Below are 21,712 nucleotides of genomic sequence, written 5' to 3' on the forward strand. Positions count from 1 at the left end.
CCGGTTCATAAAATTCTGATTTTCGGCATCATCGTGTCGTGCGATGGTGCTGTTGTCAAGGCCGACGACGGCCCGAACCATGGAGATCCCGATGCCCTTCGTTCGCATTTCCCTTCGCAAAGGCAAGTCGCCGGAGTATCTTGCGGCGCTCGCCGACACCATCCAGCGCGCCCTGGTCGAAACCTTCGACGTGCCGGAAAACGACCGTTTTCAGGCCATTCACCAGCACGATGAGAACGAGCTCATCTTCGACAGCAGTTATCTTGCCGGGCCGCGCTCCAACGATTTCGTCTATATCTCGATCACCATCGGCCGGCCCCGCACGGCCGAGATGAAGGCGACGCTCTATCGCCGGCTCGCCGATCTGCTGGCGCAGTCACCGAGCCTCCGGCCAGAGGATGTGATGATCGTCGTCAGCACCAGCGCACCGGAAGACTGGTCCTTCGGCGACGGCATCGCCCAGATGACCGACCCCGACTGGCGGCTGCGGGTGGCAGGAGGCCAACGATGAGCGCTTCGAACCCGAAGGCCATGACGGTCAGCCGCCCCGGCCGGGCGGTGCGCTCGCCGGAGGGTGTCACCACGGCGCCTTTCTGGGTCGAGATGTTGCTCGAAGGCAGCGCCGATGGCGAAACCACGGCCATGCGCGCCACGCTCGATCCCGGCACCATCACCCGCTGGCATACGCACCCCAGGGGCCAGTTGCTCTATGTGCTTTCGGGTCATGGGCTGGCGCAGAGCGAGGGTGGTCCCGTCGCGGAACTGCGTGCCGGCGACGCCGTCTGGTTTGCGGCCGGCGAGTGCCACTGGCATGGCGCGGCCGATGACAGTCCCTTCGGCTATCTCAGCATTCAGGCAACGGAAAACGGCAGCATCGTCGAATGGCTGCAGCCGGTGGAGGCCCGGTCATGATCGCCATGCAATACAGCTTCACCCTGCCCGCCGATTACGACATGTCGGTCATCGACCGGCGCATCCGCGACAAGGGACCGCTGCTCGACGGTTTCCCGAATCTCGGTTTCAAGGCCTATCTCAGCGCCCGCCAAGGCGAATTCGCCAGCCGCGACAATCTCTATGCGCCCTTCTACCTCTGGCAAAAGCCGGAAGGGGCAAGCGACTTCCTCTGCGGCCCCGCTTTCCAAACGCTCGCCGGCGCCTTCGGCTGGCCGCAGGTAAAAACCTGGATCGTCTGGCAGGCAAAAATCTCGCCCGATATTGCCGCAGCCAGGTTTGCCACCCGCGAGATCCTGCAAATGGAGCCGTATGCGCCGCTTGCCGATATCCGCCACGCCGAAAGCGCTGAGGCTGAAGCTGAGGTTCGGGCCGGCGGCGCCCTCGCCTCCATCCGCAGTTTCGAGCCGACGACATGGACGCGGGTGCGCTTCAGGCTATGGCGAGAGATCCCCGAAAGCGCTGAGCACATGCAGGCCTATCGCGTCGGTCACCTATCCCTGCCTTAAGCCTGACCTTAAACGGTGGCCCGGCGATAGAAGGCGAGCGAGCCGGCAAGCGCCAGCAGCGCGCCGCCGCAGGCCCGCTCCAGCCATAGGGCGCCCGAGGTTTTCAGGAAACGCACCGCCTGCGAGCCGAAGAAGGCGTAGCCGAACATGATAAGGAAATCGAGCACGGCAAAGGTGAGCGCGAGCAGTGCATATTGCGTTGCCTGCGGCAGCGCCGGATCGATGAATTGCGGCAGGAAGGCCGAGAAGAACAAGTAACCCTTCGGATTGGTCGCCGCGACCATGAAGCTCTTCAGTCCGATCGAGAAGGTCGACGTCGCCCCCGCCGGCGCACCTGCTTTCAACGCCGCATCGATCCCGCCCTTCGAGCGCAGCAGCATGATGCCGAGAAAGGCGAGATAGGCAGCACCGGCCCATTTCAGCATCGAGAACCAGAATTCCGACGCCGCCAGCAGTGCGCCGAGCCCGACCGCCACGGCGCCGATCAATACGAAATCGGAGAGGACCGCACCGATCATGCCGGCCATTGCCCGGCGCAGGCCATGCCGCGAACCGTTGGTCAGCGCCAGCAGCACTGTCGGCCCCGGCGTGGCGATGCCGACAAAGGAAACGGCTGCAAAAGCCATAAGCGTAACGATATCCACGATGATCCCTCCGAACCCAGCGCTATAGGGAAGGAAACTTGCATGCACCGCCGCCCTTGGCAATGGCGGGTTATCAACGAAAAAGCCCGCCGCCTGTTTTGAGGCGGCGGGCTTTCGAAGGGATGCGATCGGATCAGATGCCGCTCTGGCCGTCGGAGCCGATATAGGCGATGCGGATCATATTGGTGGCGCCTGGTGTGCCGAGCGGCACGCCGGCCGAGATGATGATGCGGTCGCCGGGCTTGCCGAAGCCTTCGTCCGCGACGATGCGGCAGGCGCGGTTGACCATGTCGTCGAGATCGGTCGCGTCATGTGTGACGACGCAATGCAGGCCCCAGACGACGGCAAGGCGGCGTGCCGTCTTGATGATCGGCGACAGCGCCAGGATCGGCACCTGCGGACGCTCACGCGAGGCGCGAAGGCCTGTCGTGCCGGACGAGGTGTAACAGACGATCGCCGACAGCTTCAGCGTCTCGGCGATCTGGCGCGCAGCGAGCGAGATCGCATCCGCACCGGTCGCTTCCGGCTGGGCGCGCTGGGCATAGATGATGCCCGGATAATGCGGCTCGCGCTCGATGGCGGTGGCAATCGACGCCATGGTCGAAACGGCTTCGACCGGATAGTCGCCCGAGGCCGACTCGGCCGAGAGCATGACGGCATCGGCGCCTTCGAAGACGGCGGTTGCGACGTCGGAAACTTCCGCGCGCGTCGGCACCGGCGCCGAGATCATCGATTCCAGCATCTGCGTGGCGACGACCACCGGCTTGCCCGAACGGCGGCAGGCGCGGATCAGCTGCTTCTGGATGCCGGGAACAGATTCGAGCGGCATTTCGACGCCGAGATCGCCGCGGGCGACCATCAATGCATCGGAAAGCTCGATGATCTCCTCGATACGCTCGAGAGCCTGCGGCTTTTCGATCTTCGACATCAGGCCGACACGGCCGCGGGCGATCTTGCGCACTTCGGCAAGGTCGTCAGGACGCTGGACGAAGGACAGCGCCACCCAGTCGACATCGTCGGTGGCAAGCACGGCGTCGAGATCGGCGCGGTCCTTGTCCGTCAGCGCGCCGACGCCGAGCAGCGTGTCGGGAAGGCTGACGCCCTTGCGGTCGGAAATGCGGGTGCCCGAAATAACGGTGGTGACGATGCTCTTGCCGTCGCATTTTTCGGCGCGCAGCGCGAGCTTGCCGTCGTCGATCAGCAGGCGGTGGCCGGGCTGCACCGATTCCAGGATCTCGGGGTGCGGCAGATAGACGCGGTTCTGATCGCCGAGCGCTTCGTTGTTGTCGAGCGTGAAGGTCTGGCCGGGTTTCAGATCGACCTTGCTGTCGACGAACTTGCCGACTCGCAGTTTCGGTCCCTGCAGGTCGGCAAGAATGCCGATCGGCCGGCCGGAGCGCGCCTCGACCGAGCGGATGCGCTGGATGAGCGTACGCATCACGTCGTGGCTCGCATGGCTCATATTGATGCGGAAGACATCGGCACCGGCCTGATGCAGCTTCTCGATCATCGATTCCTCAGCGGAGGCGGGCCCGAGGGTGGCGAGGATTTTAATTTTGCGATTACGCTTCATCAATTCTGGCTTTCTTGCGTCCCTGGGGTGTCGGAGAGTTGGACCATCCAGCTGCCCTGGCGGCCCGTGTCATATTCCTTGAAACCCATCTTCTGGTAACCGCGGGCATAACAATCCTGCACACCCGAGATCTTGAACTCGTTTTCCGCCACGCACATCTGCACGTCCCCCGTCCATCGTCCTCCCCGGGCGGCGTCCTCTGCGTAGAGGTAATAATAACGCGATTGCAATTCTCCCTCGATCAACACGGCGCAGGTCGTTGCCGGCACCTGCCACCAGCCTTCCGTCATCCAGCCGTCCTTGGCCCGATAGCCGATCGCCACGCCGACGAGATTTTGCGTTCCGTTGCAGACGCGAAAATCGGCGCGCGCGGCATCTGCGATGAAGAACGGCGTAAAGGCTGCAAGAGCAAACAGAGCGAGACGGACCAGCGGTCCGGACCGCGTGAGGAAACTTGGCGCGGCTTGGATCAACACGGCTCCCAAATAGCTCCACGGTTATTCGTATGCTTGTCTTCTTGCGCCGCCGTCAAGCGAAAGTCAACGCAATGCTAATCGATTATATTTCCTTTCACAAACCGCCCGTCGGGGGTCCTGCTCAACCTCTGTCCGCCTGCGGCGCTTGAACCTGGCGCGGACGCATGCGATCACTGCCCGACTGCGCAATGACGAACGGCAATTCCTGATGGACGACTTCCAATCCTTCGAAATCCTATCCGGCAAACATGACAAAGGCATGGTGATCCTCGCAGATCATGCGATGAACCGCCTTCCCGCACGCTATGGCCGGCTCGGCCTGCCGGACGCGGCCTTCACCCGCCACATCGCCTATGACATCGGCATCGAGGGGCTGACGCGGCGGCTTTCGGAAAGTCTCGGCGTACCCGCGGTGCTCGGCGGCTTCTCGCGCCTGCTGATCGACCCGAACCGCGGCGAAGACGATCCGACCCTGATCATGAAGATCTCCGACGGCGCCGTCATCTCAGGCAATCATCCAATCACGCCGCAGGAGTGGGAGAACCGCATCGAAACCTTCCATCGCCCCTATCACCACGCCGTCGCCGCAACGATCGACAGGGTGGCGAACGCCACCGGCAAGGCGCCGCTGGTGCTGTCGCTGCACTCCTTCACACCCGCCTGGAAAGCTATTCCCCGCCCCTGGCACGCTGCCGTGCTTTGGGACAGCGATCATCGCGCCGTCGGCCCGCTGCTCGACATGCTGCGCGCCGATCCCGATCTTATCGTCGGCGACAACGAACCCTATGACGGCGCGCTGAAGGGCGATACCATGTACCGCCATTGCATGATCACCGGCATTCCGCATGCGCTGCTCGAAGTCCGTCAGGACCTGATTGCAGACGAGGCCGGGATCACGGCATGGGCCGAGCGCCTCGCGCCGATCTTTGCGGCAATGAACGCCGATCCCGCCTTGCACGAATACGACGTCCACGTCTCGCGCACAGGTCCTTATTGAAGGATAGGCCCCTATTGAAAGGAGAGCGAGATGACCGCGCTCAGCAGAAAACAGCAGACCGAATTCGAGGCCGCCGCTTTCCGCCGCCTTGTCGCGCATCTTCGCGAGCGCAGCGACGTGCAGAACATCGACATGATGAACCTCGCCGGCTTCTGCCGCAACTGCCTGTCGAACTGGTATCGCGAGGCAGCCGAGGCCGACGGCGTGCCGATCACCAGCGACGAATCGCGCGAGATGGTCTATGGCATGCCCTACGAGGACTGGAAAAAACTCCACCAGAACGAGGCCTCGCCTGTGCAAAAGGCTGCTTTTGAACTGAACAACCCACACAAATAGCCTGGCCGACCCGGAACAGGCTTGACCGTGACGCCGCTTCGCGGCAGTCACGTGCCTTCGAATTGATCATCCCCAATCAGGAGAACACGATGTCTGATGCTCATGGCGTCGCCCGCGACCAGCTTCGCGCTTTCATCGAGCGCATTGAACGGCTGGAAGAAGAAAAGAAGACCATCGCCGACGACATCAAGGACGTCTATGGCGAAGCCAAGGGAATGGGCTTCGATACCAAGATCCTGAAAAAGGTCGTGGCACTGCGCAAGAAGGACGAGCAGGAGCGCATGGAAGAGGAAGCGATCCTCGACACCTACCTGCACGCACTCGGCATGATCGAGTCGCCACCGGAAGGCTGATCCGCCCCTCCTTGCTGACATGTCGACAAGCCGCCGGACCGCCCGGCGGCTTTTCTTTTGCCCAATGCATGTCGCCGGAAGTGTGAAGCGATTCTGGGATAACGACATGCATCAAAACAAAGAGCCGAAGCGCGTCGCATGATTCAAATTTGCTGCGACGCGCTTTAGGCTGGACTAGCCATAGACTGTCCGCCGCTGGTCGAAGCAGCCAAAAGAAAAACCGCCGGATCGCTCCGACGGTTTTGATGTTCGGGCTATCGACCGACTCAGTTCGTGTTGAACTTGCGCACTTCCATGAAGTTCACAGCCGTGCCGCTGAAGCGGGCCGGGTCGACCGAAGCGGTCTTGACGTTGAAACCTTCGGTATAAACGGTGGTCGGCTGCGCGCGCATCGTCTGGCTGACGAAACGTGGCGCCTTCACCTGCTTGGAGGCCATTTCCAGACGGGCATTGGTCAGCGCCCACTGCGAAATCATCTTCTGCGTCAGCTTCGGCTCGGTGCGAACAGTCGCGCGGCTGGCGTCCGCCGCCGCGGCTTCCTTGTGCGTCGGGCGGCCGCCCTTGGTGGGCAGGCCCTGCGCCACGGCATTTTCGGCGGCCGGTTCATCAAAGCCGTCGCCGAAGCTTGCCGATTTGGTCATCGGCGCCAAGGCTGCGAGTTCGAGTGGCGGTTTTGCGGCAGGCGCCTTTTGCGTCATCGCGGCGTTGATTGCCTGCTCCACCGTCATCTCAGGCGCATTTGCGGCGACCTGGTTTTCCCCACCCTTGTTCTGCTGGTCGAGCGCATCGGCGACGGCAGGAGACAGTCCGCCGTCCTGATCCGCCTCGTCGGCCTCTGCTTCCGGATCGGCATTGGCGGCAGCCAGAAGGTTCTCGGCAACGGCAGGGCGTTCGACCGGCGTCGGAACCGGCATTCCGCTCAGCATGGCAGGATCGGTCGATGCGAGCTCAGCATCGCCCGGCGCGCGGCGCTGGCCGAGAAGCGAGGGAACCGGGATGCTGTAGGCGCTGAGATCGGCGAATTGCTGCGGCTGGGCCTGATCGGCCGGAAGCGCTGCGACAAGGGCCTGTTGCGCGGCATTACCCGAAGGCGGTGCGACGAGCGCACTCGCCACGTCGCTGCCGGCCGGCTGATTGCTGAATGCCGGGCGAACCTGCGGCACCGGCGCGTTCAGATCGGCGACTTCGGTCTGCTCCGGCTCGGCAGGCGCCAGTGCCGGCGCGGCCTTCGGCGGCGTCGCCTTGGCGACGGCAACAGGCGTCGAATCGTCTTCCTGCTCGTCCGCTCCGCCGCCAAACAGCGCAGCAAACAGCGTCTTATGCTTCGGCGCCGATTCGGAAGCGCTGGCGATTTCGATCTGCGTACCGCTGACACGGCGCTTATAGTCGGCCATCGCCTGCTGATAGCCAGGCAGCGGCTTGCCGTCAGCCGGGATATGAATGGTGTTGCCGTTCGGGAAAAGCCGGACCAGCTCGTCGCGGCTCATGCGCGGCCAGGCACGGACGCCGCCGACATCCATATGCACGAAGGGCGAGCCGGATTTCGGATAGAAGCCGACGCCGCCGACCTGCATCTTCATGCCGATCCCGCGCAATGTCGCAAGCTTGACGTCGGGAATGAAAAAGTCCATCGCCTTGCCGAGCATATGCTGGCTCTTTTCGGCGACGCCCGAGTTGCGCGAGCGGCCGCGCAGCATCTCGTTGGTACCCGGCGAACGGAAACCGCAGACGACGTTGATATAATCCCGCGAACCGCTCTGGCGATAAACTTCCCAGATCAGGTCGAACAGGCGCGGGTCCATCTTCGTCGGCTGGTTCTTGCGCCAGTCGCGCAGGAAGCGGTTCAGCTGCTCCAGGCCCTTGGGGTCGAACTTGCCGTTGCGCTTGTAGGTGATGACGGCCTTTTCGCCGGTATGGATGAAATAGAGCTTGAGGCTGCGGGTGTCGCCCGCTGCCTCGGAAGGTGTACTAACGAATACCGGTGAGGAAACCGCGAGCGCAAGAAGGGCGGCCGCTGCCGTCCTTACTGCCTTTCCGCAGATGTCGGCGCACAACATACGCCAGCTCAAGCGCGAAGGCTTGGAATTCCCATTCAGATTCGGCAACTCGATCCCCGTCAGACAGACAATGTCCCGTACTGTCTCAGATGACTGTCAAATGCGGTCACACGATGGCAAAAATGCCACACATGATCAACCTTTTCTTTACATAGTGAACGAGCCACTAACAAGTGGTTTATGATCAGTAACAAATCGTGGTTGCCTTAGTCTTAATAAAAAGCGCTTAAGCCGCATCTTTCTGGGGATTATCGGGGTCTATGCCGTAATCTTTGAGCTTGCGATAAAGTGTGGACCGGCCGATGCCAAGTTTGCGCGCCACTTGACTCATCTGCCCGCGGTAGAATTTGAGCGCGAATCGGATGAGCTCCTCCTCGACATCGGCAAGCCTGCGCACGTCGCCGGCCGGATTGACGCTGGCGATCGCGTTTTCGGAGACTTCGGACAGACGGTGGTGCACCTCTCCCGAGATCGACGCCCTGAACTCCTCGCCATAGCTGTCATCGGGATCGAGGCCGGTATTGTCGGCAACCAGCGCCAGGTGATCGACGACCTCGTATTCCGGAAGCTGGGCGGCGATCTGCGGGAAGTCCCCTTCCGTCAGCTCCGGCCCTTCTGCCAGAACGACCGCGCGGAAAATCGCGTTTTCGAGCTGGCGGATGTTGCCCGGCCAGTCATAGGCGGTCAGCAGCGCCAGCGCGCCTGCGTTGACCGTCATGCGGCGGCCGTTCTTCTGCTCGCTGGAGAAGCGTTCGGCAAAGACGCGCACCAGATGCGGAATATCTTCCTTGCGCTTGCGCAGCGCCGGGATGGTGATCGGGAAAACGTTGAGGCGATAGTAGAGATCCTCGCGGAAATGGCCGTTCTTGACCTCCTCGATCAGATCCTTGTTGGTCGCCGAGATCAGTCGGACATTGACCTTATGTGCGGTCCGCGCACCGACGGTCTCGATCTCGCCCTGCTGCACGGCGCGCAACAGCTTCACCTGCACCTCGAGCGGCAGGTCGCCGATCTCGTCGAGGAAGATGGTGCCGCCGTCGGCTTCCATGAATTTGCCGATATGGCGCTCGGTCGCGCCGGTAAAGGCGCCCTTCTCGTGGCCGAAGAGAATGCTCTCGACGAGATTGTGCGGGATCGCCCCGCAATTGACCGTGACGAAGGGCTTGTTCGAGCGGTCGCCGCCGGATTGGATGGCGCGCGCCACCAGTTCCTTGCCGACGCCGGATTCGCCTTCGAGCACGACCGGAATGTTGGACTGAGCCGCCCGCTGGGCGAGATCGATGACGCGGAGCATCGCCGGGCTTGCCGAGACGATGTCGTCGAAGCCGACCGAGCCGGAGCGCGACCGGCGTCCGGCCCGCGCCTTCACCTCGCGCTGGTCGAGCTTCATCGCATTCGAGATCGACGTGGCGATGCGTTCGGGCGAAACCGGCTTGACGACGAAATCGAAGGCGCCGGCGCGCATTGCCTGCACCACGGTCTCGATGCCGCCCTGGCCCGTCTGCACGATGACGGGGATCTGCGTGCCGAATTCATGAAGCGCGTCGAGGAATTCGAGGCCGGTCATCTCCGGCATCATCAGGTCGAGCACGATGACGTTGAAAAGGCCGCTGTCGCGTTTGACCATTTCCAAGCCGATGCGGCCGTTTTCCGCCTGGTGCACGACATGGCCGTGACGCTCGATTGCGTTCTTGAGCAGGCGGCGCTGCACGGGGTCGTCCTCGACCACGAGAATTTGCCCTGCTCCCTTGAGCTCATTGTAACCGGTCATTGTCGCCTCACTTCATGCGAAACCATGAAGCGCACTCTGACAGCAAGGCTTGAACATCCAGTTTTGAGAAATAATTGCATTTTAACGATTGGAACGGGTCGTTTTCGTGCCGAAGCGAGGCCTTTCTTGCGCCGAAAGGCCCTTGATGCCGGGCCTTCTCGCGCTTATTCAAACAGACCTGTTATGAAAGTGGAGAGGAATTGCCCCATGAAAATTGAGCTCCCGCACGCACGCCTTCTTTTGTCGGCAGCAGCGCCGGCCGGGGCGGCCAATCCGGCGCTCGGCGATCTGCCGGTCTGGAAGCTGCAGGATCTTTATCCCTCCGCCACCTCGACCGCCTTCGTCGCCGACATGGAAAAGGCCGGCAAGGCTGCTATCGCCTTTGAGGAGAAGTGGAAGGGCAAACTCGCCGACGCCGCAGCGAAGACCGGCACTGAGGGCATCGGCGCGGCGCTGAAGGAATATGAGGCGCTGGATGATATCATGGGCCGCCTCGGATCCTTCGCCGGCCTCACCTATTTCTCCGACACTACCGATCCAGCAAACGGCAAGCTCTACGGCGACGTGCAGACCAAGATCACCGAATTTTCCGGGCACCTGCTGTTTTTCGCACTCGAACTCAACCGCATCGACGACGCGGTGATCGATGCCAGCATGGCCAAAGACCCCGATGCCGGCCACTATCGCCCCTGGCTGGTCGACCTCCGGAAAGACAAGCCCTACCAGCTCGACGACCGGCTGGAACAGCTCTTCCTCGAGAAGTCGATGACATCGGCCGCCGCCTTCAATCGCCTCTTCGACGAAACCATGGCGGAACTGCGCTATGAGATCGATGGCGAAAAAGTGCCGCTCGAAGTGGCGCTGAATATGCTGCAGGAGAAGGATCCCGACGTGCGCCGCAAGGCGGCCATAGCGCTTGCGGCAACCTTCAAGGCCAATATCCGCATCTTCACGCTGATCACCAATACGCTCGCCAAGGACAAGGATATTGCCGACCGCTGGCGCGGGTTCGAGGATATCGCCGACTCCCGGCATCTCGCAAACCGCGTCGAGCGCGAGGTCGTCGATGCGCTGGCCGCGGCCGTCCGCGAAGCCTATCCCCGCCTTTCGCACCGCTATTACAGGATGAAGGCGAAATGGCTCGGCATGGAGCAGATGAATTTCTGGGATCGCAACGCGCCGCTGCCGGAAACCTCCAGCGCCGTCATTTCCTGGCCCGAGGCGAAGGACACGGTGCTTTCGGCCTATGGCAATTTCGCCCCCGAAATGGCTGATATCGCCAGGCGCTTCTTCGACGAACAATGGATCGACGCCCCAGTTCGCCCCGGCAAGGCGCCCGGCGCCTTCGCCCATCCGACGGTTCCCTCGGCCCATCCCTATGTCCTCGTCAATTATATGGGCAAGCCGCGCGACGTGATGACGCTTGCCCATGAGCTCGGCCATGGCGTGCACCAGGTTCTCGCCGGCGCGCAAGGGGCGCTGATGTGCCAGACGCCGCTGACGCTTGCCGAAACCGCCTCCGTCTTCGGCGAGATGCTGACCTTCCGCGCGCTTCTGGAAAAGACCAGCGACAAGCGTGAGCGCAAGGCGATGCTCGCCCAGAAGGTCGAGGACATGATCAACACGGTCGTCCGCCAGATCGCCTTCTATGAATTCGAGCGCAAGCTGCACACCGCCCGCAAGGCAGGGGAACTCACAGCCGACGACATCGGCGAACTCTGGCTCTCCGTCCAGTCGGAAAGCCTCGGGCCGGCAATCAGCATTTCGGAAGGATACGAGACCTATTGGGCCTATATCCCCCACTTCATCCACTCGCCCTTCTATGTCTATGCCTATGCCTTCGGCGATTGCCTGGTGAATTCGCTCTATGCCGTCTACCAGAAGGCCGAGACCGGCTTCCAGGCGAAGTATTTCGAACTGCTGAAGGCCGGCGGCACCAAGCATCACTCGGAACTTTTGAAACCTTTCGGCCTCGACGCCACCGATCCGTCGTTCTGGAGCCAGGGCCTGTCGATGATCGAAGGGCTGATCGACGAGTTGGAAGCTTTGGATAGGGCGTGAAGCTCGACCAAGACCAGAACGAACGGTGCCGTGGTGGGCTCAACCGCATTCTGCAACGTCCACGAGGAACCATGACAGCAGCCCCCTCTCCCTCATTCCTGTGCTTGTCACAGGAATCCAGCTCGCCCAAGTCCTTGGGCGTGGGGGCCTCTTTATATGCCGGAAGTGAATCATTCACGGCGCAGACGCGCCGTGGCTGGATTCCTGTGACAAGCACAGGAATGAGGGAGGTGGGTGTCGCTGCGGTCTCGGCCCACCACAGCAAAACCACAAGTTTCGCATCGCCCGGCATCGAAGAAAACAAAACCGTCGCAAGCATCGGATAGCCAAGCAAGATGCGGCATGACCATGTCTGACCCCTACATTCTCTTTCGCGACGATACATCAGGCCAGGTGATGCTTTTCGCCGAACCGGCTGAGATCATCGTTGCGCGAACGCGCGCCGAATTCTTTGCCGGCCTTGTCAGGATGGAAAAGGCCAAGGCCGAGGGCAAATGGCTCGCCGGCTATATCGCCTACGAGGCCGGATATCTGTTCGAGGAGAAACTCGCCTCCTTCGCTCGGGAAGATCGCGAAACCCCGCTCCTCTCCTTCGGCGTCTTCGATGCTCCGCAGCCGGACACACACCCGCTTGCCCAACCGAAACAGCGCCTCGAAAACGAAGAGTTCCTCACCGCCCCGAAAGCCGCCTGGGATTTCCCTATATATAAAGAGCGCTTCGACCGTCTGCATGAGCACCTGCGGCTCGGCGACGCCTATCAGGCGAACCTCACCATGCCGGTCGAGGCCCGCTGGAACGGCGATCCCCGTGCCGCCTTCTGGTCGCTGATCGAACGCCAGCCGGTCAAATACGGCGCGCTCGTCGATCTCGGCGGCCCGCTCATCCTGTCGCGGTCGCCGGAACTGTTCTTCCGCACCGATGAAGCGGGCTGGATCGAGACCCATCCGATGAAGGGCACGGCGAAACGCGGCACCACCGCCGCCGAGGATGCCGAAATCGTCGAGGCCATGCGCCGCGATATCAAGACGCAGGCGGAAAACCGCATGATCGTCGATCTCTTGCGCAACGATATCTCCCGTGTCACCGAAGTCGGCACGCTCGATGTCCCGAAGCTCTTCGACATCGAGACCTATCCGACCGTCCACCAGATGGTCAGCCATGTGCAGGCCAGACTGCGTCCCGGCCTTTCGATCCGCGACATCTTTGCCGCCCTCTTTCCCTGCGGTTCGATCACCGGCGCACCGAAGATGCGGGCAATGGAAATCCTCCATACACTCGAGGATGCTCCCCGCGACGCCTATTGCGGAGCGATCGGCATGATTTCGCCGAGCGGCGCCATGCGGTTTTCCGTCGCCATCCGCACCATCACGCTTTTTGACGGCGGCAGGGCCGTCTTCAATGTCGGCGGCGGCATCGTCTTCGATTCCACCGCCGAGGCCGAATATGAGGAATGCCTGCTCAAGGCCCGCTTCGCCATCGGCGACCAGTGGATTGCGCGATGATCGATTTTTCGCTGATCGAAACGCTGCGCTGGCAGCCCGGCGACGGCTTCATCCGCCTGCGTCTGCATCTTGCCCGACTTTCCCGCTCCGCCCGTCGCCTTGGCTTCCCGCAGCCGATCGATGCGGTGGCCAGGCTTGGCGCAGCCGTTGCAGATGCCGCCGGTCCGCTACGCGTCCGCCTGACTTTCGACGCCCAAGGTCGGATCGAGGTGACGAGCGCCGCCTTCGTCCCGCTGGCGCCCGACACCACGTGGACCATCCGCATCGCCGAGACCCGTCTCGATTCCACCGACAGGTTGCTGCGTTTCAAGACGACGCGACGCGCCATCTACGAGGCCGCACGCGCCGAATATACCCCTGCCGAGGCCGATGACGTCATCCTCTTGAACGAACGCGGCGAAGTCTGCGAGGGCACCATCACCTCCGTCTTCCTGGACGAGGGGGACGGCATGCTGCGTACCCCGCCGATCTCCTGCGGCCTGCTCGCCGGCGTGCTGCGCACCGAGCTCATCTGCGCGCGCAAAGCCCGTGTCGGCCGCTTCACCCTTGCCGATCTCGATGCCGGCACGCTTTATATCGGCAATTCGCTGCGCGGCCTGATCCGTGCCAACCTCATCAGGAACTGACCATGTTCATTCTCTCCCTCACCTATCTCAAATCCAACGACGAAGCCGACAGGCACATGGAGCCGCATATGGCCTGGGTGAAGGAAGGTTATTCCAAGGGCTGGTTCCTCGCCTCCGGCCGCAAGGTGCCGCGCACCGGCGGCGCGATCCTGGCGATCGGCGACCGCGCCGCAATCCAGGCCTATGTCGCCGCCGATCCCTTCACCCTCCACGGCGTCGCCGAATACGACATCACCGAACTTGCCGTGACGACGACGATTGAAGGACTGGAAATCCTCAAACGCTGATTTTGCAGGAGGCCGGTCAGATGACCTCGCCGACCTCTCGCCCGCCCGATATTTGAGCTTTCCCCCTCAACACTCTTTATTGTGACGCCGATTTGTGGTTAGAGCCGGTCACCTCGCAATTTCTGCGGCAATTTCAAAAGAATTCTTCAGGCTGAACGCCTTCGTCCTCTTCCACAGGAGAAAAGAATGACGGAACAGAACTATCCGGTATATGCCGAAATTACCGGTCCGATCGTGATGATCGGCTTTGGCTCCATCGGCCGCGGCACCCTGCCCCTGATCGAGCGCCACTTCAAATTCGACAAGAGCCGGATGGTCGTCATCGACCCGCGCGAAGAGCCCTCCGACATGGAGATCCTCAAGAAGCACGGCGTTCGCCATATCAAGGAATATGTCACCAAGGACAATTACAAGGAGCTGCTGAAGCCGCTGCTGACCGAAGGCGAAGGCCAGGGTTTCTGCGTCAACCTCTCGGTCGACACCTCCTCGCTCGACCTTATCAAGCTCTGCCGCAAGCATGACGTGCTCTACGTCGACACCGTCGTCGAACCCTGGCTCGGCTTCTATTTCGACAAGGGCATGAGCAATGCCGACCGCACCAACTATGCGCTGCGCGAAACCGTGCGCAAGGAAAAGGCGAAGAACCCGGGCGGCGCCACCGCCGTTTCCACTTGCGGCGCCAATCCCGGCATGGTTTCCTGGTTCGTCAAGCAGGCGCTCGTCAACCTCGCCAACGACACCGGCCTGAAGTTCGACGAACCGGACCAGCACGATCGCGAAGGCTGGGCCAAGCTCATGAAGAAGCTCGGCGTCAAGGGCGTCCACATCGCCGAGCGCGACACCCAGCGCACCAAGCACCCGAAGCCGCTCAACGTCTTCTGGAACACCTGGTCCGTCGAAGGCTTCATCTCAGAAGGCCTGCAGCCGGCCGAACTCGGCTGGGGCACCCATGAAGAATGGATGCCGAAGAACGCCAAGAAGCACAAGAAGGGCAACAAGGCGGCGATCTACCTGGAGCAGCCGGGCGCCAACACCCGCGTACGCACCTGGTGCCCGACGCCCGGCCCGCAATATGGCTTCCTCGTCACCCACAATGAGTCGATCTCGATCGCCGACTACTTCACCGTTCGCGACAAGGACGGCGAAGTGACCTTCCGCCCAACCTGCCACTACGCCTACCATCCGGCCAACGACGCCGTGCTCTCGCTTCACGAGATGTTCGGCAATGGCGGCACGCCGCAGCCGGTCCATCACGTTCTCGATGAAGACGAGCTGGAGGACGGCATCGACGAACTCGGCGTCCTGCTCTACGGCCACGAGAAGAACGCCTACTGGTTTGGCTCGCGTCTGTCGCTGGAAGAAACGCGCCGCATCGCGCCCTATCAGAACGCCACCGGCCTGCAGGTCACTTCAGCCGTCCTCGCCGGCATGGTCTGGGCTCTGGAAAACCCGAAGGCCGGCATCGTCGAAGCCGACGAGATCGACTACAAGCGCTGCCTCGAAGTGCAGATGCCTTATCTCGGCCCGGTCGAAGGACATTACACCGACTGGACCCCGCTCGATGGCCGCCCGGGCCTGTTCCCCGAGGATATCGACACCAAGGATCCGTGGCAGTTCAGGAACATTCTCGTTCGCTGAGATCGCTCGCGCGACTTTGAAGATGCCCGCCGCAAGGCGGGCATTTTTGTAACGCCTGCTGTCTAAATGCCGTCGGCCTCCCCGCCAAGGCTTGCCTTCGCGGCGGGCGCGCGCCATGTTTTGCCCGAACTTGGCGGCTGTCCGCCGCACCGATTCCCGGGAGAAGCCTTATGAAAATCAGAACTGGTCTCGTTCTTGTCGGTGCAGCGGCCGCTCTTGCCGCCTGCGTTTCGCCAGAGCCGCGCCGCCTGCCGGTTGCAAACGCACCGGCCGCCACCGGCGTCGAAGGCAACTGGAGCGATCCGAACGGCATCGTCTCCACCTTCCAGGGCGGCAGCTTCACCACCCGCACGACCGACAGCAACCAGCTTCTTGCCTCGGGCACCTATATCAATACCTCGCCGACCCTGGTCGAGATCAACATGACCTCTCTGGTGCGCAAGACCCAGTCCAAGGTCAATTGCGCCCTCGTCAACCCGAGCCAGCTCAACTGCACCTCCGATTCCGGCGCACAATTCACACTTTCCCGCCGAGGCTGAAGATAAGGCGATAGGCTAAGCACAGCATGCGCGCCCTCGCCGTTTACCTCGTCCTCCTGCTCGCGCTGCCGCTTGCAGCACTTGCCGTCCTTTTTCCGGCCAACGTCTATCGTGCCCAGGGCATCGCCGCTCCCGATTGCGACGGACCGGGCCAGCTGACGATGTTGGCCGTGCCGACAATATTGATCTACGGCGCCGGCGCGCTCTTTGCCTATCGGGCCGGCCGGCGCTTTCACCGCCTCGTTTTTCTTCTGTGTCTGATCATCGCCCTCGCCACCGTTCTGAATATCGCGGAGGCCGTGCACGAACTCTACCGAAACGCCGCCGACGGCGAATGCCTGTAACAGCCACCCGGCTTTTTTGCCCCGCCCCCTTGGAAAGCGGCCTGACTGGCCCAGCTTTCTCTTGCGGTCGCCCATCGTCTGATGGAACATCCGCAGGCCGGGAACCGCCTCGGCGGACTAATGCATGTCGCCCGGAAGTGTGCAGCGGTTCCGGGATAACGACATGCATAAAAACAAAGAGCTAAAGCGCGACGCGCTTTAAGGAAGGGATCGGCGAGGATCAGGGGGATCTCTCGCCTCAATCAGGAGAACAGGGATGACGAAGTCTTTCAGCTTCGGTCTTTTGACCGCGTCCATGCTGGCGCTGAGCACGGGCGCCGCTTTTGCGGATTACGAACTCAATATTCTTCATATCAACGATTTCCATTCGCGCATCGAATCGATCAACAAGTTCGACTCCACCTGCTCAGCCGAGGAAGAAGGCAAGAAGGAATGCTTCGGCGGTGCTGCCCGCCTGAAGACCGCGATCGACCAGCGTCGTCAGGCGCTTTCCGGCAAGAATGTCCTCCTGCTGAATGCCGGCGACAATTTCCAGGGCTCGCTGTTCTACACCACCTACAAGGGCGCGGCCGAAGCCGAATTCCTCAACCTGATGAAGTTCGACGCCATGACCGTCGGCAACCATGAATTCGACGACAGCGAGGACGGGCTTGCGACCTTCCTCGACAAGGTGCAATTCCCCGTCGTTACCGCAAACGTCAAGGCGGCAGCCGCCTCAAAGCTCGGCGATCGCATCAAGCCCTCGCTGGTGCTCGATGTCGGCGGCCAGAAGATCGGCATCGTCGGCGCCGTCACCAATGACACGGCCGAACTTTCCTCCCCCGGCCCGAACGTCACGATATCAGATGACGTCCAGGCCATTACGTCAGCCGTTCAGGATCTGAAGGGCCAGGGCGTCAACAAGATCATCGCGCTGACCCATGTCGGTTATCCCCGCGATCTCGCTTTGATCGCCAAGATCCCGGACGTCGACGTCGTCGTCGGCGGCCACTCCCACAGCCTGCTCTCCAATACCGACCCCAAGGCTGAAGGCCCCTATCCGACGATGGTCGACAATCCGGGCGGCTACAAGGTGCCGGTCGTCCAGGCCGCCTCCTACAGCAAGTATCTCGGCGATCTCGTCGTCAATTTCGACGATAGCGGCGTCGTCAAGGATGCCAAGGGCGATCCGATCCTGATCGATTCCAGCTTTACGCCCGATCCGGCTGTCGTTGCCCGCATCGCGGAACTGGCCAAACCGATCGAGGAACTGCGCAAGAAGGTCATCGGCTCCTCCGACGCCCCGATCGACGGCGACCGCAAGGTCTGCCGCGTCAAGGAATGCTCGATGGGCAATCTGGTGGCCGATGCCATGCTCGACCGCACGAAGAACCAGGGTGTTGCCATCGCTTTCCAGAACGGCGGCGGCCTGCGCGCTTCGATCGACGGCGGTGAGGTCACCCAGGGCGAAGTCATCACCGTCCTGCCCTTCCAGAACACGCTCGCCACCTTCGAGGCCACCGGCGCAGATGTCGTCAAGGCGCTCGAAAACGGCGTCAGCCAGATCGATCAGGGCGCCGGCCGCTTCCCGCAGGTCGCCGGCCTGAAATTCTCCTTCGACCAGTCCAAGCCTGTCGGCAGCCGAGTCAGCGATGTCCAGGTGAAGGAGGGCGACACCTTCGCTCCGATCGACCAAGCCAAGACTTACAAGGTCGCCACCAACAACTTCATGCGCTCAGGCGGCGACGGTTATTCGATCTTCAAGGAAGGCAAGAACGCCTATGATTTCGGTCCGGATCTGGCCGACGTGACCGCCGAATATCTGGCCGCCCACTCGCCCTATAAGCCCTATACCGACGGCCGCGTCACCGAAAACGGCGCGGCAGTCGCGCAGGCACCGGCTGCCGAACCGGCCGCTCCCGCACCAGCAACGCCCGCAGCCCCTGCACCAACCGCCGAACCTGCCCCGGCCCCTGCTGCACCGGCAACGCCCGCGCCTGCCTCCGCAGCACCCGCCCCGGCAACGCCAGCAACGCCTGCACCCGCTGCGGAACCGACACCGGCGCCGACAGCCTCCGCACCTGCCGCAACGACGCCATCCACCCACGTCATTGCTGCCGGCGACACCTTCTGGGATCTCGCCGTGACCTTCTATGGCGACGGCACGTTGTGGCGGAAGCTTTCGGAGGCCAACGGCAGTCCGAACCCGCGTCACCTGACGGTCGGCAAGGAGATCGAGGTTCCCGCCAAGTAAGACGATTTGTCCCGACATCGCTGGCCGGCCCGGGCTTTCCCGGGCCGGCTTTTCTTTCTATAGGGTGAACCACGATCTCGGGGCTGCGTATGAGCCGACGAGACAAAAGAGCGTTGGGACCAGAATGACAGCAGATACTTCACTCCGCCCGGCAGACCATCCGGCCGTCAAGTCAGGCAAGGTCGGTGTCCTGCTGGTCAATCTCGGCACGCCAGATGGCACCGATTACACGTCGATGCGCCGCTATCTCCGGGAGTTCCTGACCGATCGCCGCGTCATCGAATGGTCGCCGTGGAAGTGGTATCCGATCCTGTTCGGTGTCGTGCTCAACACCCGCCCGCGGAAAGTCGGCAAGGCCTATGAGCTGATCTGGAACAAGGAGAAGAACGAAAGTTATCTCCGCACCTATACGCGCAACCAGTCCGAGCTGATGGCCGAGCGCCTGAAGGATCTGGCGACGGTCAAAGTGGATTGGGCGATGCGCTACGGCACGCCGTCGATCGCCTCGCGCATCGAGGCGCTGAAGCAAGAGGGCTGCGACCGTATCGTGCTCTTCCCGCTTTATCCGCAATATGCGGCGGCAACGACCGCTACCGTCAACGACAAGGCGTTCCAGAAGCTGCTTTCGATGCGCTGGCAGCCGGCATTACGCACCGTGCCCGACTATCACGACGACGAGACCTATATCGAAGCACTCGCAACGTCCGTCGAAAAACATCTTGCGACGCTCGACTGGAAGCCGGAGATGCTGCTCGCCTCCTTCCACGGCATTCCGATGTCCTATTTCAAGCAGGGCGACCCCTATTACTGTCAATGCCAGAAGACCGGCCGGCTGCTGCGCGAGCGGCTGGGGCTGACCAAGGAAAACTTCATGGTCACCTTCCAGTCCCGCTTCGGGCCGGAGGAATGGCTGCAACCCTATACCGACAAGACGGTGGAGAAGCTCGCCCAAGACGGCGTCAAGCGCATCGCCGTCATCAATCCGGGCTTCGTCTCCGACTGTCTGGAAACGCTTGAGGAGATCGCCGAACAGGCCGCCCATTCCTTCCATGAGAATGGCGGCGAGAAGTTTGCACATATCCCCTGCCTCAACGACGGCGAGGACGGCATGAAGGTGCTGGAAAAGGTCGTCCGCCGCGAATTGCAGGGCTGGATCTGAGAGATCCCACGCTGAAAAATCTGCCCTGACTCATCCTTCTTTTCCTAGGAGGCGGGGCATCCGTGGGTCATTTCTTCCTCGCAAAGAACATGCTACCTCACCACATCAGTTGTGAGGCGCGCTGCATGCGCCGATAGGAGGAATTCATGCTGTTCGGCGGCTTCGATATCGTCGTGATCGTACTGGTTATCTTCGTCATCCTGGTGCTTTTTGCCGGGATCAAGACCGTGCCGCAGGGCTATCGCTATACGATCGAGCGCTTCGGCCGCTACACCCGTACGCTGGAGCCGGGCCTCAACCTCATCACCCCCTTCATCGAGCGCGTCGGCGCCCGGTTGAACGTGATGGAGCAGGTGCTGAACGTGCCGACCCAGGAGGTGATCACCAAGGACAATGCCTCGGTTTCGGCCGATGCCGTCGCCTTCTATCAAGTGCTGAACGCTGCCCAGTCCGCCTATCAGGTTGCCAACCTCGAAAACGCCATCCTCAATCTGACCATGACCAATATCCGCTCGGTCATGGGCTCGATGGATCTCGACGAACTGCTTTCCAACCGCGATGCGATCAACGACCGGCTGCTGCGCGTCGTCGACGAGGCCGTGCAGCCCTGGGGCATCAAGGTCACCCGCGTCGAAATCAAGGACATCCAGCCGCCGCGCGATCTCGTCGATGCGATGGCCCGGCAGATGAAGGCCGAGCGCGAGAAACGCGCCCAGGTGCTGGAAGCCGAGGGCTCACGCAACGCCCAGATTCTGAGGGCCGAAGGCGCCAAGCAATCCGCCATTCTCCAGGCTGAAGGCCAGCGCGAGGCCGCCTTCCGCAATGCCGAAGCCCGGGAGCGCCTGGCCGAGGCCGAAGCCAAGGCGACGAAGATGGTTTCCGAAGCCATTGCCGCCGGCGACATTCAGGCGATCAACTATTTTGTCGCGCAAAAATACACCGAGGCACTCACCGCGATCGGCTCGGCATCCAATTCCAAGATCGTGATGATGCCGATGGAAGCCTCTTCCATCCTGAGCTCGCTCGGCGGCATCGGCGCCATTGCCCGCGAAGTGTTCGGCGATGGCGGCAACAACCCGGCTTCGCCGCCACCCCTGCCGCGTCCCCGCCCGGCGCCGGCACGCTCGACGCCACCGATCAACCCGTCGACCCCCAATCCTTTCAATCCCGATCAGGAGCGCTAAGCCATGCTGGCGAAGATCGTCGCCGAACTTGGTCCGTGGAGCTGGTGGGTCGCGGGACTGGTGCTGCTCGCCGCGGAAATGATCGTGCCCGGGTTCTTCCTGGTCTGGATCGGCCTTGCCGCCTTGATCGTCGGCGCGCTGTCGCTCCTCTTCTGGGACAGCGCTTTCTGGGTCTGGGAGCTGCAGGCGATCGTTTTTGCGCTGCTAGCCGTCGCCACGACCTTCGCCGGTCGTCGGCTGACGCTGCGCAATTCGACGACCGACGAGCCCTTTCTCAATCAGCGCGGCGCCAGCCTCGTCGGCCGCACGGCGACGCTGCACGAACCGATCCGCGAGGGCCGCGGCCGCATCCGCCTCGACGATACGCTATGGCAGGTGATGGGACCGGACCTGCCGGCGGGAACGCAGGTGAAGGTGGTGTCGAGCAACGGCCGCGACCTGACGGTCGAGCCTGTCTCTGTCTGATTCACA

The 21,712-nt window shown here is 62.1% G+C and carries 22 protein-coding genes; 17 read left to right on the plus strand and 5 right to left on the minus strand.

Annotated features, from left to right (window positions below):
• Positions 1-91 precede the first annotated feature (91 nt).
• The 3 genes from CO657_RS16900 to CO657_RS16910 are packed head-to-tail and all read left to right on the plus strand — an operon-like array spanning position 92 to position 1,460.
• Complete coding sequence (locus CO657_RS16900; RefSeq protein ID WP_054185091.1) at positions 92-511, plus strand: tautomerase family protein; 420 nt, start codon at positions 92-94, stop codon at positions 509-511.
• Positions 508-912 carry a cupin domain-containing protein gene (locus CO657_RS16905; protein WP_054185092.1) on the plus strand — a complete coding sequence of 135 codons (405 nt, stop codon included), beginning with the start codon at positions 508-510 and terminating at the stop codon, positions 910-912. The genes CO657_RS16900 and CO657_RS16905 overlap by 4 nt, the downstream gene beginning before the upstream one ends.
• Positions 909-1,460 carry a DUF4865 family protein gene (locus CO657_RS16910; RefSeq protein ID WP_054185125.1) on the plus strand — a complete coding sequence of 184 codons (552 nt, stop codon included), beginning with the start codon at positions 909-911 and terminating at the stop codon, positions 1,458-1,460. The genes CO657_RS16905 and CO657_RS16910 overlap by 4 nt, the downstream gene beginning before the upstream one ends.
• 8 nt (positions 1,461-1,468) lie before the next feature.
• On the opposite strand, the gene CO657_RS16915 is transcribed toward CO657_RS16910, so the two are convergent.
• From CO657_RS16915 to CO657_RS16925, 3 genes are all read right to left on the minus strand, one after another.
• Positions 1,469-2,104, minus strand: a complete 636-nt coding sequence (locus tag CO657_RS16915; protein WP_054185093.1) for a LysE family translocator — start codon at positions 2,102-2,104, stop codon at positions 1,469-1,471.
• A gap of 133 nt (positions 2,105-2,237) precedes the next feature.
• Positions 2,238-3,677 (minus strand): pyruvate kinase, encoded by a 1,440-nt coding sequence (pyk, locus tag CO657_RS16920; protein WP_003585763.1) that lies wholly within the window; start codon positions 3,675-3,677, stop codon positions 2,238-2,240.
• Entirely contained in the window at positions 3,677-4,150 is a 474-nt protein-coding gene (locus CO657_RS16925) for a DUF1036 domain-containing protein (protein WP_054185094.1), read from the minus strand. The genes pyk and CO657_RS16925 overlap by 1 nt, the downstream gene beginning before the upstream one ends.
• Before the next feature lie 211 nt (positions 4,151-4,361).
• Between CO657_RS16925 and CO657_RS16930 the strand changes: the two genes are divergently transcribed.
• The 3 genes from CO657_RS16930 (at position 4,362) to CO657_RS16940 (ending at position 5,839) form a co-directional block, all read left to right on the plus strand.
• The gene (locus CO657_RS16930) at positions 4,362-5,150 is read left to right on the plus strand and encodes an N-formylglutamate amidohydrolase (protein WP_054185095.1); all 789 of its coding nucleotides are present in this window, start codon (positions 4,362-4,364) and stop codon (positions 5,148-5,150) included.
• A 30-nt stretch (positions 5,151-5,180) separates the two neighbouring features.
• Positions 5,181-5,486 (plus strand): DUF1244 domain-containing protein, encoded by a 306-nt coding sequence (locus tag CO657_RS16935; protein ID WP_054185096.1) that lies wholly within the window; start codon positions 5,181-5,183, stop codon positions 5,484-5,486.
• 89 nt (positions 5,487-5,575) lie between these two features.
• A complete protein-coding gene (locus tag CO657_RS16940; RefSeq protein ID WP_003585771.1) occupies positions 5,576-5,839 on the plus strand; it encodes a DUF2312 domain-containing protein in 264 nt (87 codons plus the stop codon).
• A gap of 266 nt (positions 5,840-6,105) precedes the next feature.
• On the opposite strand, the gene CO657_RS16945 is transcribed toward CO657_RS16940, so the two are convergent.
• Both CO657_RS16945 and CO657_RS16950 read right to left on the minus strand, forming a co-directional pair.
• Complete coding sequence (locus tag CO657_RS16945; RefSeq protein ID WP_054185097.1) at positions 6,106-7,944, minus strand: peptidoglycan L,D-endopeptidase MepK; 1,839 nt, start codon at positions 7,942-7,944, stop codon at positions 6,106-6,108.
• 178 nt (positions 7,945-8,122) lie between these two features.
• Positions 8,123-9,667, minus strand: a complete 1,545-nt coding sequence (locus tag CO657_RS16950) for a sigma-54-dependent transcriptional regulator (protein WP_003585777.1) — start codon at positions 9,665-9,667, stop codon at positions 8,123-8,125.
• Between the two features lie 207 nt (positions 9,668-9,874).
• On the opposite strand from CO657_RS16950, the gene CO657_RS16955 reads away from it, so the two are divergent.
• The 11 genes from CO657_RS16955 to CO657_RS17010 all read left to right on the plus strand — a co-directional run bounded on the left by CO657_RS16955 (position 9,875) and on the right by CO657_RS17010 (position 21,706).
• A complete protein-coding gene (locus CO657_RS16955) occupies positions 9,875-11,728 on the plus strand; it encodes a M3 family oligoendopeptidase (protein ID WP_054185098.1) in 1,854 nt (617 codons plus the stop codon).
• Positions 11,729-12,076: 348 nt separating this feature from the next.
• The gene (locus CO657_RS16965; RefSeq protein ID WP_054185126.1) at positions 12,077-13,231 is read left to right on the plus strand and encodes an aminodeoxychorismate synthase component I; all 1,155 of its coding nucleotides are present in this window, start codon (positions 12,077-12,079) and stop codon (positions 13,229-13,231) included.
• Complete coding sequence (locus CO657_RS16970; protein WP_054185099.1) at positions 13,228-13,857, plus strand: aminotransferase class IV family protein; 630 nt, start codon at positions 13,228-13,230, stop codon at positions 13,855-13,857. The genes CO657_RS16965 and CO657_RS16970 overlap by 4 nt, the downstream gene beginning before the upstream one ends.
• A 2-nt stretch (positions 13,858-13,859) precedes the next feature.
• The gene (locus tag CO657_RS16975) at positions 13,860-14,144 is read left to right on the plus strand and encodes a YciI family protein (protein ID WP_054185100.1); all 285 of its coding nucleotides are present in this window, start codon (positions 13,860-13,862) and stop codon (positions 14,142-14,144) included.
• A 186-nt stretch (positions 14,145-14,330) separates the two neighbouring features.
• Positions 14,331-15,782 carry a homospermidine synthase gene (locus CO657_RS16980; RefSeq protein WP_003585787.1) on the plus strand — a complete coding sequence of 484 codons (1,452 nt, stop codon included), beginning with the start codon at positions 14,331-14,333 and terminating at the stop codon, positions 15,780-15,782.
• 170 nt (positions 15,783-15,952) lie between these two features.
• A complete protein-coding gene (gene omp10, locus CO657_RS16985) occupies positions 15,953-16,321 on the plus strand; it encodes an outer membrane lipoprotein Omp10 (RefSeq protein WP_012558911.1) in 369 nt (122 codons plus the stop codon).
• A gap of 26 nt (positions 16,322-16,347) precedes the next feature.
• Entirely contained in the window at positions 16,348-16,665 is a 318-nt protein-coding gene (locus CO657_RS16990) for a hypothetical protein (protein WP_054185101.1), read from the plus strand.
• Between the two features lie 256 nt (positions 16,666-16,921).
• On the plus strand, positions 16,922-18,898 hold the full coding sequence (locus tag CO657_RS16995; protein WP_054185102.1) for a bifunctional metallophosphatase/5'-nucleotidase: 1,977 nt from the start codon (positions 16,922-16,924) through the stop codon (positions 18,896-18,898).
• A 124-nt stretch (positions 18,899-19,022) separates the two neighbouring features.
• Entirely contained in the window at positions 19,023-20,057 is a 1,035-nt protein-coding gene (gene hemH, locus CO657_RS17000) for a ferrochelatase (protein WP_054185103.1), read from the plus strand.
• A gap of 146 nt (positions 20,058-20,203) precedes the next feature.
• Positions 20,204-21,241 carry an SPFH domain-containing protein gene (locus CO657_RS17005; protein WP_054185104.1) on the plus strand — a complete coding sequence of 346 codons (1,038 nt, stop codon included), beginning with the start codon at positions 20,204-20,206 and terminating at the stop codon, positions 21,239-21,241.
• 3 nt (positions 21,242-21,244) lie between these two features.
• A complete protein-coding gene (locus CO657_RS17010) occupies positions 21,245-21,706 on the plus strand; it encodes an NfeD family protein (protein ID WP_054185105.1) in 462 nt (153 codons plus the stop codon).
• The last annotated feature ends 6 nt before the right edge of the window (positions 21,707-21,712 follow it).

It is taken from the genome of Rhizobium acidisoli (assembly GCF_002531755.2).
Taxonomy (GTDB): domain Bacteria; phylum Pseudomonadota; class Alphaproteobacteria; order Rhizobiales; family Rhizobiaceae; genus Rhizobium; species Rhizobium acidisoli.